General features: G+C 74.0%; 11 protein-coding genes and 1 tRNA gene. 9 read left to right on the top strand and 3 right to left on the bottom strand.

Annotation, left to right across the window (positions count from 1 at the left end; all coding sequences use genetic code 11):
- The first annotated feature begins 39 nt into the window (after positions 1-39).
- Positions 40-1,926: an AfsR/SARP family transcriptional regulator gene (locus ACYVJ4_RS11100; RefSeq protein WP_460460194.1), complete on the top strand. Its 1,887-nt coding sequence runs from the start codon at positions 40-42 to the stop codon at positions 1,924-1,926.
- On the opposite strand, the gene ACYVJ4_RS11095 is transcribed toward ACYVJ4_RS11100, so the two are convergent.
- Positions 1,901-3,412 carry an MFS transporter gene (locus tag ACYVJ4_RS11095; RefSeq protein ID WP_460460193.1) on the bottom strand — a complete coding sequence of 504 codons (1,512 nt, stop codon included), beginning with the start codon at positions 3,410-3,412 and terminating at the stop codon, positions 1,901-1,903. The genes ACYVJ4_RS11100 and ACYVJ4_RS11095 overlap by 26 nt on opposite strands.
- 136 nt (positions 3,413-3,548) lie before the next feature.
- On the opposite strand from ACYVJ4_RS11095, the gene ACYVJ4_RS11090 reads away from it, so the two are divergent.
- Positions 3,549-4,136, top strand: coding sequence for a TetR/AcrR family transcriptional regulator (locus ACYVJ4_RS11090; protein WP_460460192.1), 588 nt, complete (start codon positions 3,549-3,551; stop codon positions 4,134-4,136).
- Between the two features lie 7 nt (positions 4,137-4,143).
- On the opposite strand, the gene ACYVJ4_RS11085 is transcribed toward ACYVJ4_RS11090, so the two are convergent.
- Complete coding sequence (locus tag ACYVJ4_RS11085; RefSeq protein WP_460460191.1) at positions 4,144-4,962, bottom strand: Fpg/Nei family DNA glycosylase; 819 nt, start codon at positions 4,960-4,962, stop codon at positions 4,144-4,146.
- Positions 4,963-5,090: 128 nt separating this feature from the next.
- Between ACYVJ4_RS11085 and ACYVJ4_RS11080 the strand changes: the two genes are divergently transcribed.
- The 4 genes from ACYVJ4_RS11080 to ACYVJ4_RS11065 all read left to right on the top strand — a co-directional run bounded on the left by ACYVJ4_RS11080 (position 5,091) and on the right by ACYVJ4_RS11065 (position 11,486).
- On the top strand, positions 5,091-8,279 hold the full coding sequence (locus ACYVJ4_RS11080; protein ID WP_460460190.1) for an ATP-binding protein: 3,189 nt from the start codon (positions 5,091-5,093) through the stop codon (positions 8,277-8,279).
- A 138-nt stretch (positions 8,280-8,417) separates the two neighbouring features.
- Positions 8,418-9,155, top strand: coding sequence for a hypothetical protein (locus ACYVJ4_RS11075; RefSeq protein WP_460460189.1), 738 nt, complete (start codon positions 8,418-8,420; stop codon positions 9,153-9,155).
- A complete protein-coding gene (locus ACYVJ4_RS11070) occupies positions 9,152-10,246 on the top strand; it encodes a S66 family peptidase (protein ID WP_460460188.1) in 1,095 nt (364 codons plus the stop codon). The genes ACYVJ4_RS11075 and ACYVJ4_RS11070 overlap by 4 nt, the downstream gene beginning before the upstream one ends.
- 259 nt (positions 10,247-10,505) lie before the next feature.
- Entirely contained in the window at positions 10,506-11,486 is a 981-nt protein-coding gene (locus ACYVJ4_RS11065; RefSeq protein ID WP_460460187.1) for a TolB family protein, read from the top strand.
- 101 nt (positions 11,487-11,587) lie between these two features.
- Here ACYVJ4_RS11065 and ACYVJ4_RS11060 read toward each other — a convergent pair.
- A tRNA-Tyr gene (locus tag ACYVJ4_RS11060) sits at positions 11,588-11,668 on the bottom strand.
- 109 nt (positions 11,669-11,777) lie between these two features.
- Here ACYVJ4_RS11060 and ACYVJ4_RS11055 point away from each other — a divergent pair.
- From ACYVJ4_RS11055 to ACYVJ4_RS11045, 3 genes are all read left to right on the top strand, one after another.
- Positions 11,778-12,266: a YajQ family cyclic di-GMP-binding protein gene (locus ACYVJ4_RS11055; protein WP_460460186.1), complete on the top strand. Its 489-nt coding sequence runs from the start codon at positions 11,778-11,780 to the stop codon at positions 12,264-12,266.
- Positions 12,267-12,273: 7 nt separating this feature from the next.
- Entirely contained in the window at positions 12,274-13,557 is a 1,284-nt protein-coding gene (locus ACYVJ4_RS11050) for an alpha-hydroxy-acid oxidizing protein (RefSeq protein WP_460460185.1), read from the top strand.
- A gap of 34 nt (positions 13,558-13,591) precedes the next feature.
- A partial coding sequence (locus ACYVJ4_RS11045; RefSeq protein ID WP_460460184.1) for an alpha/beta hydrolase occupies positions 13,592-14,148 on the top strand: 557 nt, incomplete at its 3' end.

Genomic DNA, 14,148 nt, shown 5'->3' with positions numbered 1-14,148 from the left:
TTGGCCGGCGGGCCGGCCGGCGGGACGATGTGAGCCACCATGAGCCTGACCATCCACCTGCTCGGCCGCCCCCACGTGGAGCGGCCGGACGGCGACGGCTACCAGCTCCGCAGCCGCAAGAGCTGGGCGCTGCTGACCTACCTGCTGCTCGGCGAGCGCGCCCCCAGCCGCGCGCAGCTCGCCGGGTTGCTGCTGGCCGAGGCCGACGACCCGCTGCGCACGCTGCGCTGGCACCTGTCGGAGCTGCGCCGCGGCCTCGGGGCGGGCGTCGAGGTCGAGGGCGACCCGGTGGTGCTGCGCCTGCCGGTCGACGCGCGGGTCGACGTGCGCACGGTGCTCGGCGGCCAGTGGCAGGACGCCGTCGACCTGCCCGGGCTGGGCGCCGGCCTGCTCGAGGGCACGGTCGTGCGCGGCGCCGCGGGCTTCGAGACCTGGCTGCTCGCGCAGCAGCAGCAGGTGGCCGCGGCCACGGAGGCCGTGCTGCACGAGGCGGCCCTGCGCTGCGCGTCGCGGGGCGACCTCGACGCGGCCCTCGGCTTCGCCGTGCGCGCGGCCGCGATGAACGACCTGGACGAGACGCACCAGGCGCTGCTGATCCGGGTCTACCGGCTTCGCGGCGACGACGAGGCCGCCGCCCGTCAGTACCGGGCCTGCGTCGCCCGGTTCGGCGACGAGCTCGGCGTCCGGCCGGGCCAGGCGGTGCAGGCGGCGCTGCGCGAGGCGCCGCACGAGGCCGGCACCGTGACCGACGAGACCACGCTCGCCGCCGTCGTCGAGGCGGGCACGGCGGCGGTGCAGGCCGGCGCGGCCGAGGCGGGCATCGGCTCGTTGCGCACCGGCGTCGAGATGGCCGACCGCTCCGACCACGCCCGCTGGCGGGTGGCGGCGCGGCTGCAGCTGGCCGAGGCCCTCGTCCACTCGGTGCGCGGGCTGGACGAGGAGGGCGTCGCGATCCTGCACGAGGCCGACGAGATCGCGGTCGCGCAGGGACAGGTGCAGGACGCGGCCCAGGCCCGGGCCGAGCTCGGGTACGTCGACTTCCTGCGCGCCCGCTACGACCGCGCGCAGCGCTGGCTCGCCGAGGCGCTGGACGCCGGCGGGCTGGTCGAGGCGCGGGCCGCTACTTACCTCGGGTGCGTCGCGAGCGACCGGGCCGCCTACCCGCAGGCCGTCGAGCACCTCGCGCGCGGGACGAGCGCCGCCCGGGCGGGAGGGCAGGACCGGCTGCACGCCTACGGGACGTCGATGCTCGGCCGGGTGCACCTGCTGCGCGGCGAGCTCGACCGGGCCGAGCAGCAGCTGACGGCCGCCGTCGAGCTGGCCGAGGCCGCGCACTGGCTGGCCTTCCTGCCGTGGCCGCAGGCGCTGCTCGGCGAGGTGCACCTGGCGCGCGGCGACGCGGCCGCTGCCGGGCTCGTGCTCGGGCACGCGTTCGCCCGCGCCTGCCAGCTGGCCGACCCGTGCTGGGAGGGCCTGTCGGCCCGCGGGCTGGCCCTGGTCGCCGAGGAAGGGGGCGACACCGACCGCGCCTTCGCCGTGCTGGCCGACGCCCGCCAGCGGGCCGGGCGGGTCAGCGACCCCTACGTCTGGTTGGACGCGTACATCCTGGACGCCCAGTGCCTGCTGGGACGGCGCCACGGCCACCCCCGCACCGCGACCTGGGTCGAGGACCTGCGGGTGCTCGCCGCCCGCACCGGGATGAAGGAGCTCGTGGTGCGGGCGCTGGTGCACGGGGCCGCCCTCGGGCGGGCGGGCGACCTCGAGACGGCGCAGCTGCTGGCCGCCGAGGTCGACAACCCCGAGCTCGCCGCGCTCGTGGCCGTCGCCGGGCTCCCCGGGCAGGACGAAGGGCCCGCCCCCGTGCGGGAGCGGGCCCTCGACGTCCGGGCGGTCAGGGCGGTCAGTCGGCCACGACCGCCGGGCTGACCAGCTCGGCCTGCCGCGTGCGCGGCGGGCGGTGCATCGTGCTGGCGACCAGGGCGGTGAGCAGGATGAAGCCCGCCGCCACGAGCAGCGCGGTGTCGGCGCCGCTGACGAACGCCTGCCGGGCCTGCTCGGCCGCCGAGCCGGTGCCGCCGTCGGCGAGCGCGTGCCGGCTGGCGGTGCCGAACACCGTGACCAGGACGGCCAGGCCGAGCGTCGAGCCGACCTGCTGCGCGACGTTGACCAGACCGGCAGCGGCCCCGGCGTGCTGGGGCTCGACCTGCTGCAGCGCGGCCGCGGTGATCGGCACGAACACCGTGCCGTTGCCCAGCCCCATGAGGAACAGCGGGACGCCGATCGTCCAGTACGCCGGGTGGGCCGAGGTGTGGCTCAGCCAGAAGACGCTGGACGACGAGACGAGCGCGCCGAGGACCATGGTGGTGCGAGGGCCGATGGCCTCGACCAGCCGGCGGGCCGCCACCTGCGAGGCGATGAAGACCCCGGCGGTGACGGGCAGGAACGCCAGCCCGGCCTTCAGCGGCGAGTAGCCGATCTCGGTCTGCAGCAGCTGGGTCATGAAGAAGAACATGCCCATCATCCCGGCGACCAGCAGCATCCGGCCGAGGTACGCGGCCGAGCGGGTGCGGTCCGCGAACAGGCCGAGCGGCGTGATCGGGGCGGCGGCGCGGCGCTCGATCACGACGAACGCCGCGAGCAGCACGGCGGCCGCGGCGAACGAGCCGACCGTGACCGGGTCGGACCAGCCGGCGTCCGCCGCGTGCACGAACCCGTAGACCAGCGAGGTCATGCCCAGCGTCGAGGCGATCGCGCCCTCGACGTCGACCCGGCCGGTGTGGCGCGGGGTCTCGGGCAGGACCAGGAAGGCGGCCACGACGACGGCCAGGCCGATCGGCACGTTGACGAACATCACCCAGCGCCACGACACCCACTGGGTGAGCATGCCGCCGGCGACCAGGCCGATGGCCGCGCCACCGATGGAGACGGCGGTGAACAGGCCGAGGGCGCGGTTGCGCTCGCGGCCCTCGGGCACGGTGGCGGTGAGCATCGCCAGAACGGCCGGGGCCGCGAGCGCGGCACCGACGCCCTGCACGGCGCGCGAGGCGATCAGCCACTCGCCGGTGGTGGCCAGACCGCCGACGAACGAGGCGAGGACGAAGACGCTCATGCCCGCGATGAAGACGCGGCGCCGGCCGAGCAGGTCGCCGGCGCGGGCGCCGAGCAGCAGCAGGCCGCCGAAGGCGAGCGTGTAGGCGTTCATGACCCAGGACAGGCCGGTCTGGCTCAGGTGCAGCACCTGCGCCATGTCGGGCAGCGCGACGTTCACGATGCTCGCGTCGAGCACGACCATCAGCTGCGCCACGAGGACGGTGCCGAGGGCCACGGCGGGGTTGGTGGAGCGGAGGGTGCGTCGTCCGGGGCGGCCGGACGAGCGCCCGGCCGGGGACTGCGGTGGGGTGAGGGTCTGCACGGACACAGGTGTGCTCCCTGGGAAGAGTCGGGGTGGTACGGTGGTTCCAGAAGTGGAAGGCGCCTCCGGTTAATATACGGAGGGTGCCTCCACTTAGCAAGTCGGTTCCACGTCGTGTCATTTCCAGGAGGTCGAGGTGTCCACGGTCGAGGTCGACCCGGCCGCTGCGGCCGGGCCCCAGCGCCCGCTGCGCGCCGACGCGCGCCGCAACTACGACGCGATCGTCACGGCCGCGCGCGACGCGCTGCACGAGCACGGCGCCGCGGCCTCGCTCGAGGACATCGCCCGCCGGGCCGGCGTCGGCATCGGGACGCTGTACCGCCGCTTCCCCAGCCGGCTGGCCCTGCTCGAGGCGGTCTACCGCGAGGACGTCGACGCGCTGCGCGTCACCACCGACGAGCTCGTCGAGCGCGAGACCCCCTGGGCCGCGCTCGAGGGCTGGGTCGAGGCCTTCATCTCCTATGCCGCCACCAAGCGCGCGCTGTTCGCCGAGCTGGTCGAGGCCACCGGACGCGACTCCGAGCTGCTGACGCACTCGCGGGCCGTGATCCGCGGGACGGCCGAGCGCGTCGTCCAGAACGGCAAGGACTCCGGCGACGTGCGCGCGGACGTCGACAGCGCGGACGTCGTCCGGCTGGTCGGCGGGTGCTCGATGATGGGCGAGCTCGACGCCGCCCAGCAGCGGCGCGTGGTCACCATCGTGCTCGCCGGCATCCGCGCCTAGACCTGCCTCAGAGCTGCTCGGCGGAGCACCACCACGTGGTGCGGGTGCCGACGGTGCCGCGCACCATCGGGGCACCGCAGCGCGGGCAGCGCGCGCCGGCCGTGCGGAACGGCACCACGCGCAAGGTGTGCACGCCGCCGCCCTTGCGCGCGGCGGTGATCGCCGAGCGCACCGCGCGGTGCAGCCGCCGGACGTCGTCGTCGTCCAACGCGTCGACCCGGCGCCGCGGGTCGACGCGCGCCTGCCACAGCACCTGGTCGGCCAGCAGGTTCCCGATTCCGGCGACGGCGTGCTGGTCGAGCAGCCGGGCCTTCACCGCTGCCGTGCCGCGCGCGAGCGCGCCGCGCAGCTCGGGCAGCGTGATCTCGGCGGCGTCCGGACCCAGCGCGTCGACGTCCGGGTCGAGGCGCACCCGGCCCAGCCGGCGCGGGTCGAGCAGCAGCATCCGCCCGCCGTCGGCGAAGGTCAGGGCGAAGCGGGTGAACCGCTCGTCGCCCGCCGCACGACCGCGCGCCCAGTAGTCGCCGCCGTCGGTGCTCGTGCCGTCGGCCTCGACCACCACGACCTTGCCCGACATGCCGAGGTGGATCCCCAGGGTCGGACCCGGCTGGCGCGAGCGGCCGACGCCGCTGGTGTCGCACCACATGCTCTTGCCGCGGCGGTGCGCCACGGTGAGCCGTCGGCCGAGCAGCGCGGCCCGGATGTCACCGGGGCGGTGCGGGCGGCACTCGTAGGTGTCGCTGTCGTCGACGTCGGCGATCCGTCGTCCGAGCGCGTGCTCCTCGACCACCCGGCGCGCGGACTCGACCTCGGGCAGCTCGGGCACGGTCCGAGCCTAGGCGCGCAGCGGCGAGCCGTCGTCCTGGAAGCCTTCTGGAGCCACCCGCGCGACCAGAAGTCCTCGCTACGGCTTGGTACGTTGTCTCGACGCGACCGGCTGCCTGAGGCGGTGCCATGGAGGCCACGGAGTTCCGGGTGCTGGGGCCGTTCGAGGTGCGCCGGTCCGACAGGGTGCTCGAAGCTGGCGCGGGTCGCCGACAAGCACTGCTGGCAATGCTGCTGCTGTCGGCGAACCGAGCCGTCAGCGCCGACAGCCTGGCGACCGGGCTCTGGGGCCAGCACCAACCGAGCTCGGCCGCGAACCTGGTCCAGGGTTATGTCTCGCACTGGCGAACGGTGCTCGACCCCGGCCGCGGTCGTCGCGACTCCGGCGACCGGCTGACCTCGACCGGCGGGGGCTACTGCCTGCACGTCAGCGAGCAGGACTGCGACCTGATGCGCTTCCGCGCCCGCGCTCGCGAAGGGCTCGACGCCGCAGCGATCGGGGATCTGTACGGCGCTCGCCGGCTCCTGCACGCTGCAATCGGCGAGCGGCGAGGGCCGGCGCTGGTCGAGTTCTCCCAGGCCGTCCTGGCAGACGCCGCAGCCACCGTCGAGGCCGAGTGGCTGACCACGATGGAGGCGTCGGCCGACGTGGAGCTGCGGCTAGGTCGACCCGACTCCGCGCTGGCGCAGGTGGATCCGCTGGTCGACGCCAACCCGCTGCGAGAGTCGTTGGTGGCCCTGCGGATGCTGGCCCTCTACCGCTTGGGCCGGCAGGCCGAGGCGCTGGACACCTACGAACGAGCCCGGCACGCCCTGGCGGACGAGCTCGGTGTCGACCCCAACCCCGAGCTGGGCCGGCTGCACCTGGACATCCTGCAGCAGAGCCCGAGGCTTGCTGGCGCGGGAGCAGCCCGGCCGCATCCCCCCGTGCTGCCGTCGCGGCTCTCCTCGTTCATCGGCCGCGACCAGCTGCGGTCCGAGGTGGGCGAGCTCTTGATGACCCATCGGCTGGTCACCCTCACCGGGCCTGCAGGGAGCGGCAAGACGCGGCTGGCTGTCGAGGTCGCAGCCGCCGTCGTAGCCGCGGGCGACCGGGCGGTGGCGTTCGTCGACCTCGCGCCCGTCCGCGATGCGGACCTGCTCTGGCAGACCGCGATCGGCGTCCTGGGCAGGCCGACGCCGGCCACGTCCGAGGCCGACGCGGTCGCGCGCATCCTGAACGCCCTGCCGGCGACCTTGCTCGTCCTGGACAACCTGGAGCACCTCCTCGGTGCTGCCCCGACCATTGCCGAGGTTCTCGCTCGGGTCCCGCTGCTGACGGTCCTGTCCACGTCTCGGGAGCCGCTGGGCATCTCCGGTGAGCAGCTGGTCCCGGTGGTACCGCTGGCCACCCCCGAGGCGGGAGACAGTCGCGAGGGGGTGCTGGGTAGCCCTGCCGTCCGTCTCTTCGTCGAGCGAGCCAAGGACGCCGACCCGGGCTTCGCCGTGCGCGATCCGGACGTGGCTGTGCTGGCACGCGTGTGTCGGAGCCTGGACGGCTTGCCGTTGACCATCGAGCTCGCCGCCCCGCTCACGTCGACGCTGACGCTGCAGGCCCTCCTGGAACGCCTCGACCGCCCGGTGGCGCTGCTCGGCGGTCGTCGCCGCGGAGGGGACCAGCCCGCGCGACACCAGACGCTGCGGGCGGCCCTGGACTGGAGCTACCGGACGCTGACGGCGAGCCAGCGCAGCCTGTTCGAGCAGCTCTCCGTCTTCGTGTCGGGTGCGCGCCTCGAGCACGTCGAGCAGGTCGGCGACCTGGGCTCGGACACCGCCGTGGTGCTGGCCCAGCTCCACCAGCGCAACATGCTCTACCGGTCCGGCAGCCAGGACGCTCCGCGGTACCGCCAGCTGGTGACCATCCGCGACTACGCGGCCGAGCGACTGGCAGAGAGTCCCACCGCTCGCGCTGCCGCCCTCGAACGCCACACCGGGTTGGTCTGCGAGCTGGCCGAGCAGGTCTCACGAGCGGCGCGGACCGCCGCCGCGGCTGCACTCGTCGAGCGACTGCGCGAGGAGCAGGACGAGGTACGCAGCGTGCTCGCCCGGCTCGCCGACCGACACGGTGGCGGTGACCCTGCCCGGCTGCTCTCGCTGGTCGTCGACTGCCTCCCGCTGTGGTGGGACCTGGGATACACGCGAGAGGGCTACGACCTCGTCACCGACGCCCTGGAGGCAGCACCGGTCGACACCCCCGCTGAGTTGCGGACCGCCGCGAACCTCGTCGCCGTGTTCCTGGCCGACGCCGTGGGCCGACCGGAGACGGCGCTGCACCGCGGCACCGAAGCGGCCCGCTGGGCTGCACGGGCCGGCTCAGGGCTCCTGCAGGCCCTCTGCCTGTGCGTGCGGGCCAACTCGCAGTCCTGGCTGCGTCCGGACGGCCCCACCCAGCACGACCTCGAGATGTTCGAGCAGGCGTTGGCCCTGGCTGAGCGGGCGCCCGAGCAGCCGGCTCGCTGGGGTTGGGCGAGCCGCTCCGCGGTCCGGGTGATGACGCTGCTGACGCTGTCCGACCTGCTCCGATTTCGCGACGCCCCCCGGGCCCGCCGTCACATGGCGGAACTGCTGGACATCTGCGACCCGGACGCAGACGCCTACACCGGTTCCTTCGTGCTGCGCGCCGCGGGATCGCTCGACGCCGACGCCGGGGACTGGGAGCGGGCCACGCAGCGCCTGACCGCATCACTGGCACTGGCCAACCGGGCGGCCTCGTTGCGCAGCCAGTCCCGCAGCCTCGAGGAGCTCGCTCGGCTGTCGTGGAGCAGAGGCGAGGTCGGCGCCGCTGCCGGACCGGCGGACGCGGCGACCCGGCTGGCTCGCGAGACAGGCCACAGGCTGAACCTCGTGCGGTGCGCCGGGTTGGCTGCCGACATCGCGCTCGAGGTCGGCGACCTCGAGCGCGCCAACTCCCTCCTGGATCAGGCTGAGACCGCCGATGCCTCCGGATCCGCGCGGCTCACCCAGGAGAAGACGGCGCCGAGACGGGCTCGGCTGGCTCGGCTGTCCGGTCGACCGGGCGACGCCGAGCGACACCTGCAGCTCGTCGGCCACCTGGCGCTGGCCACCGGACTGCTGCCAGATCGCGTCGTCTACCTGGTCGAGGCCGCGTACAGCTCCTGGCACAGAGGCGACAACGCCCACGCGCAGGACATGGTGGACGCACTCCGCCGGGCCGCCGACGCCGCCGGGCTGGGGCTGCCCCTGCCCGAGCGCCGCTACCTCGATGCCGTCCGGCAGTGCCTGACCGGGACCACCCACGGGCCACGACCGCCGATCTGAGCTCCGGCCGACTCGCCGGGTACCGATCGCCGGTCGCGGGTCACCGACGACGCGTGGACATCGCGGCTCCAGAGCTTCTCCAGAGCTCCACCGCAGCCTGGGTCTCGACCGCACACTTCCAGCGCTGGAGGCCCCGACATGGACCGGACGACGAGTGCCGCCGAAGACACCGGCACGGCCAGCTCCCGGCGCGTCGGACAGGCTCTGGCCCTGTTCGTCGCCCCCTGGTGCTTCGTCGCCGCGAACGCGGGCCACGCGCTCATGAGCCGCGACGGCCTGGACGACACCACCCCGCGCGGCGCGCTGGAAGTCTCCGCGGCGCACCCACGCGCAGACTCGTGGCTGACCTTCGCCGCGATGCTCGGCTGCCTGCTGCTCATCCCGGCAGCGCTCGGTGCCATGAACCTGGTCCGGGTGGGCGCCGCCAGGCTCGGCCTGATCGGTGGCGTGCTGACGATCGCCGGGTACGTGTGCTACTTCGGGATGCTCTTCCAGGGTTTCGCGACCATCGCGCTGGCCGAGCACGGTGGTGCGACGGCCGACCACGTGGCCGTCCTGGACCTGACCGTCAACCAGCCGTTCTTCATCGCTGTCGCCCTGACGTTCGTGCTCGGCAACATCGTCGGCACCCTCCTGCTCGGCCTGGCGCTGCTCCGGTCCCGAGCCGTGCCCCGCTGGGCGGGACTGGCTGTCATCGCCTGGCCGGTCCTGCACGTCCTCGGCGGCAGCTGGGGTGAGGTCCTCGGTGCGGTCGGGCAGGCCGTCGGCCTCGCGGTGGTCGGCCATCGGCTGGTGCGCACTGGTGCCGCTGGGCCCGAGACCTCCGCCGCCCCGGCGACCGAGACCTCGGTCGCACCGCGGCTCGCCGGGTCATGACGGCCACCGGCCGACGGCCATCAGCGCTCCCGCGGCTGGCGGGACCGACGCGACCGCTGCGGATGCCGCCGAAGCTGAAGCGGGGTGACCGGGTCGCCGTGGTGTCTGCGTCCTGGGCAGCCCCTGCAAGGTTCCCCGCCGTCCACGAGATCGCCATGGACAGGCTTCGCGAGCAGATCGGCGTCCTCCCCGTCGAGTACCCGACCACTCGAGAGCTCGACGCGGACCCTCGCGACCGCGCCCAGGACCTGATGGACGCGTTCGCCGATCCGACGATCCGGGCGGTCATGGCCACCATCGGGGGCGAGGACCAGATCACGGTGCTGCCCCACCTGGATCCGGCGGTCGTGCTCGCGGACCCGAAGCCCTTCTTCGGCTACAGCGACAACACCAACCTCCTGAACTGGCTCTGGTTCCACGGCTTGCCCAGCTACCACGGCGGTTCGACGCAGGTCCACCTCGGCCGTGCCGGCTCCACGGACGCCGTGTCCGTGCGCTCGTTGCAGGCGGCGCTGTTCGAGAGCGTCGATCTCCCCGTCCTGCCGCTGCCGGAGTTCCGCGAGGACGACGGTGACTGGGCCAGCCCCGAGTACGCCACCACGACGATCCCGGCGATCGCCCACGCGCCGTGGCGGTGGGTGAACGCGGACACCACGGTCACAGCACAGACCTGGGGCGGGAACCTCGAGGTGCTCCACTGGAACCTGGCCGCCGGGCGGTGGATAGCCCCCGCCCGCGCGTACGCGGGGTGCATCCTGCTGCTGGAGACCTCCGCGGACATGCCCTCCGCCCGCGAGGTCCACCGGATGCTCCGCAACGTCGGTGAGCGGGGCATCCTCGCGCAGGCAGCGGCCGTCGTCGTGGCGTGCGCCAAGGCCAGCAGCACGGAGACGCCCCGCACGGCCGCCGACCGGACGCGCTACCGCGAGGACCAGGCGGCCGCCGTCCTGCGAGCCATGGCCCGGTACAACCCCGGGGCTCTGCTGGTGATCGGCCCCGACTTCGGGCACACCGACCCCCAATGGGTCCTGCCCTACGGCGGACTGCTCACGGTCGACGGCCCAGCGCGCACCATCACTGCGCACTACTGAGGGAGTCGACGTCAGGACCGGCCGGCGAACCCGCCTGATCGGGGTCGATCCCCGCTCGGACGGACTCCCACCGACCGAGCACCACCGATCTCGTCGGGTCCAGACCTTCTCCAGAGCGGGTCGTCACGCTGGCTCCGACCTCCGACGCCGACCTTTGGAGCCCACCATGAACGATCGCAGGACGCCCCCGTCGCAGGGCAGCACGAGGCGCGGCAGACGGCGGCGTCACGCGCTCGCCCTAGCCGCTGCGGCGGTCGCGGTGCTCGCCGGAGCGCCAGCAGCCAGCGCTGCCGAGCTGGGTCACGACGCGACCCAGCTGGTGTGGAACAGCTACGACCTCTCAGCGCCCCTGTACCGCCTCGTGGTGGGCGACATCCGAACCGGCCGTTCGAGCGTTCTGACGCGGCCGGACGCCGGGTCCTTCGACACCGCACCGGTGCGGTCACCGGACGGCCGTTCGGTGCTGTTCAACCGGGAGTCCGCCACCGGCGTGGACATCGTCCGGGCCCGCATCGACGGCCGAGGCGGCGTCCAGGTGATCACCACCGGCTGCGACGCGATCCCGGACTGCGTCGACGACGTCAACCCGACCTGGGCTCCTGACGGCCGCCACGTCCTGTTCACCCGGGTCCTCGGTCCCTTCGACCCGGTGACCGGTGACGCCAGCTCCGCACTGCTCATGATCTCCCGGCTGGACGGGTCCGGCGCGCGCCGCTTCTCCGAACCGGGCACCCACGGCACGACCGAGGACAACGGTCCGCGGTTCGCACCAGACGGCCACACCGTCGTGTTCGTCCGGGACCAGTACGTCGACGGCGTCCTGCACTTCGCGCTGTTCCGGATGCAGGTCGACGGCACCGCAGTCCAGCAGCTCACGCCGTGGGAGCTGGATGCCGACCGTCCGTCCGTCTCACCAGCGCGGCACGGCCCGACCGCCGGGCTCGTCTCGTTCGAGACCTTCGGTGGCGGGCACCCTGGCCGCGGCGACATCGCGTTGCTGCCGCTGAGCTGCCGATCGCTGGCAGCCTGCACGCGTGCCACCCGGCTCGTCACCCACAACGCCGGCAGCGCCCGCAGCAGCTTCGCGGCGACCTGGTCACCGGACGGACGACAGCTCGCCTACGCACAGGAGCCCGACACCAGCGGCCTGGTCGACATCTGGACCAGCCGGTGGGACGGCAGCCACGAGCGGCGCGTCACGACCAGCGGACACGAGTTCTCCCCCGCGTGGTCGTTCTGAGCGCTGAGGCGCGGGCAGCTCGGGCAGCGTCCGAGCCCAGGTGCGCAGAGGCCAGGACGCCGAAGGCCCCGGTCGGCATCGCGCCGGCCGGGGCCTGTCGGTGGCAGGTGAAGGATTCGAACCTTCGAAGCTTTCGCGACGGATTTACAGTCCGCTCCCATTGGCCGCTCGGGCAACCTGCCGTGCCAGGCCCGAGCGCACCAGAGGTGCCCCGGATTCCGGCGGATGGAAGGATAGCAAGGACGCCGAGCAGTGCTGAAACCGAGCACTCCGAACCCCGAGGAGGGACCCGTGGCCGACTCCAGCTTCGACGTGGTCAGCAAGGTCGACCGCCAGGAGGTCGACAACGCGCTGAACCAGGCCGCCAAGGAGGTCTCGCAGCGCTACGACTTCAAGGGCACCGACGCCTCGGTCGCCTGGAGCGGCGAGACGATCCTCATCAAGGCCAACAGCGAGGAGCGCGCCAAGGCCGTGCTCGACGTCCTGCAGACCAAGCTCGTGCACCGCGGCGTCTCGCTCAAGGCGCTCGACACCGACGACCCCAAGCCCTCGGGCAAGGAGTTCCGCATCGAGTCCACCCTCAAGGAGGGGCTCAGCCAGGAGAACGCCAAGAAGGTCGCCAAGCTGATCCGCGACGAGGGCCCCAAGTCGGTGAAGGCCCACATCCAGGGCGACGAGCTGCGGGTGTCGAGCAAGTCGCGCGACGACCTGCAGGAGGTGCAGCGGCTGCTCCGGGAGGCCGACCTCGACGTGGCCCTGCAGTTCACCAACCGCCGCTGACCCGTCGATGAGCCCCGTCAGCGCGGGCCGGGCCGTGCAGGTCGCCATCTACCGGGCCGGCGTCTTCGGCCGTCGTCCGGTCGTGCCGACCAGCCCGGCGGCGCTCGAGGCGGCGGCGCGACGCCGGATGAGCGAGCGGGGCTTCGCGTACGTCGCGGGCTCGGCCGGCATGGAGCGCACGGCCTCGGCCAACGTCTCGGCCTTCGACCGCTGGCGGGTCGTGCCGCGCATGCTGCGCGACGTGGCTACGGTCGACACCCAGGTCGAGCTGCTCGGACGACGGCTGCCCGCTCCCCTGCTGCTCTGCCCCGTCGGCGTGCTCGAGATGGCGCACGACGACGCGGACCTCGCGGTGGCGCGCGCGGCCGCCGGCCTCGGTCTGCCGATGGTGCAGTCGAGCCAGGCGTCGGTGCCGATGGAGGACGTCGCCGCCGTCAGAGACGCTGCGCCGCAGTGGTTCCAGCTGTACTGGAGCAACGTCGACGAGCTGGCCGAGAGCTTCGTGCACCGCGCCGAGGCCGCCGGGTGCGAGGCGCTCGTCGTCACCCTCGACACCCACACGCTGGGCTGGCGCACGCGCGACCTCGACCTGGGCTACCTGCCGTTCGCGCACGGGCTCGGCATCGCGCAGTACACGTCCGACCCGGTGTTCGCCGAGCTGGTGCAGCGGCGCGTCTCGGGTGCTTCCGTTGCGCCGCAGGGGGATCAGCCACGACCGACACCTGCCGCCGTGCGCGCACTGCTCTCGATGGCGCGTCACCACCCGGGCAGCACGCGCGACAACCTGCGCTCGCCGCTGCCGCGGGCGGCCGTCGAGACGTTCCTCGACGTGTTCCCCCGCCCGTCGCTGACGTGGGACGAGCTGGACTGGCTGCGCTCGCGGACGCGCCTGCCGTTGGTGCTCAAGGGGATCCAGCACCCGGACGACGCCCAGCGCGCCGTCGATGCCGGGGTCGACGCGGTGTGGGTGTCGAACCACGGCGGCCGACAGGTCGACGGGGCGATCGCCTCGCTGGACGCGCTCCCCGGGGTCGTCGAGCGCGTCGACGGCCGGGTGCCGGTGGTCTTCGACAGCGGGGTGCGGTCCGGTGCGCACGTTCTGACGGCGCTGGCGCTGGGGGCCACGGCGGTCGGGCTCGGCCGGCCGTGGGTCTACGGGCTGGCGCTGGCGGGCGAGGCCGGCGTGACCGCGGTGGTCGAGCACGTCGCGGCCGAGCTCGAGCTCACCCTGGGGCTGACCGGGCACGCGTCCGTCGGCGAGCTGGCGCCCGACGTCCTGCAGCGCGCGTGACCCGTCCGTCGTCGCCGCGGCGCCGAACCTTGACGTGATCATCACCCGCCGTGCGGCCCTGGGGGCTGCCCTCGCCGGGGTCGCCGCGCTGACCGGCTGCGCCCGCGCCGCCCGCACCCCGACCGGCTCGACGCGGCAGCTGTACCGGTACGGCGACGCCTCGGCCCAGGTCGCCGAGCTGCTCGTGCCGGCGGGGTCGACGTCCGGTGTCGTCGTCCTGGTGCACGGCGGGTACTGGCAGGCCGGCTACGACCGGCACCTGGAGGACGAGGTGGCCGCCGACCTGGTGGCCGCGGGCTGGGCGGTCTGGAACCTGGACTACCGCGCGGTGGGCGACGGCGGCGGCTGGCCCACGACCTTCGCCGACGTCGCGGCCGGCACCGACCGTCTCGCCGACGCCGCCCGCGACCACGACCTGGCGCTCGACCGCGTCGTGGCGGTGGGGCACTCGGCCGGCGGCACCCTGGCGCTGTGGCTCGCCGCTCGGCCCCGGCTGCCGGCCGGCTCGGTCGGCGCCGCACCGCGCGTGCGCGAGAAGGCCAGGTTGCCGAGCGCGCCGCGCAGGTCGCCGATCGAGTCGACGACGACGGT

It is taken from the genome of Angustibacter peucedani (genome assembly GCF_054779595.1).
This window is presented reverse-complemented; position numbering and strand designations above follow the sequence as displayed.

Bases quoted from the DNA above. Each gene is read 5' to 3' on its own strand.
- ACYVJ4_RS11100 (WP_460460194.1), top strand. From the start codon at position 40: ATGAGCCTGACCATCCACCTGCTCGGCCGCCCCCACGTGGAGCGGCCG.
- ACYVJ4_RS11080 (WP_460460190.1), top strand. From the start codon at position 5,091: ATGGAGGCCACGGAGTTCCGGGTGCTGGGGCCGTTCGAGGTGCGCCGG.
- ACYVJ4_RS11075 (WP_460460189.1), top strand. From the start codon at position 8,418: ATGGACCGGACGACGAGTGCCGCCGAAGACACCGGCACGGCCAGCTCC.
- ACYVJ4_RS11070 (WP_460460188.1), top strand. From the start codon at position 9,152: ATGACGGCCACCGGCCGACGGCCATCAGCGCTCCCGCGGCTGGCGGGA.
- ACYVJ4_RS11050 (WP_460460185.1), top strand. From the start codon at position 12,274: ATGAGCCCCGTCAGCGCGGGCCGGGCCGTGCAGGTCGCCATCTACCGG.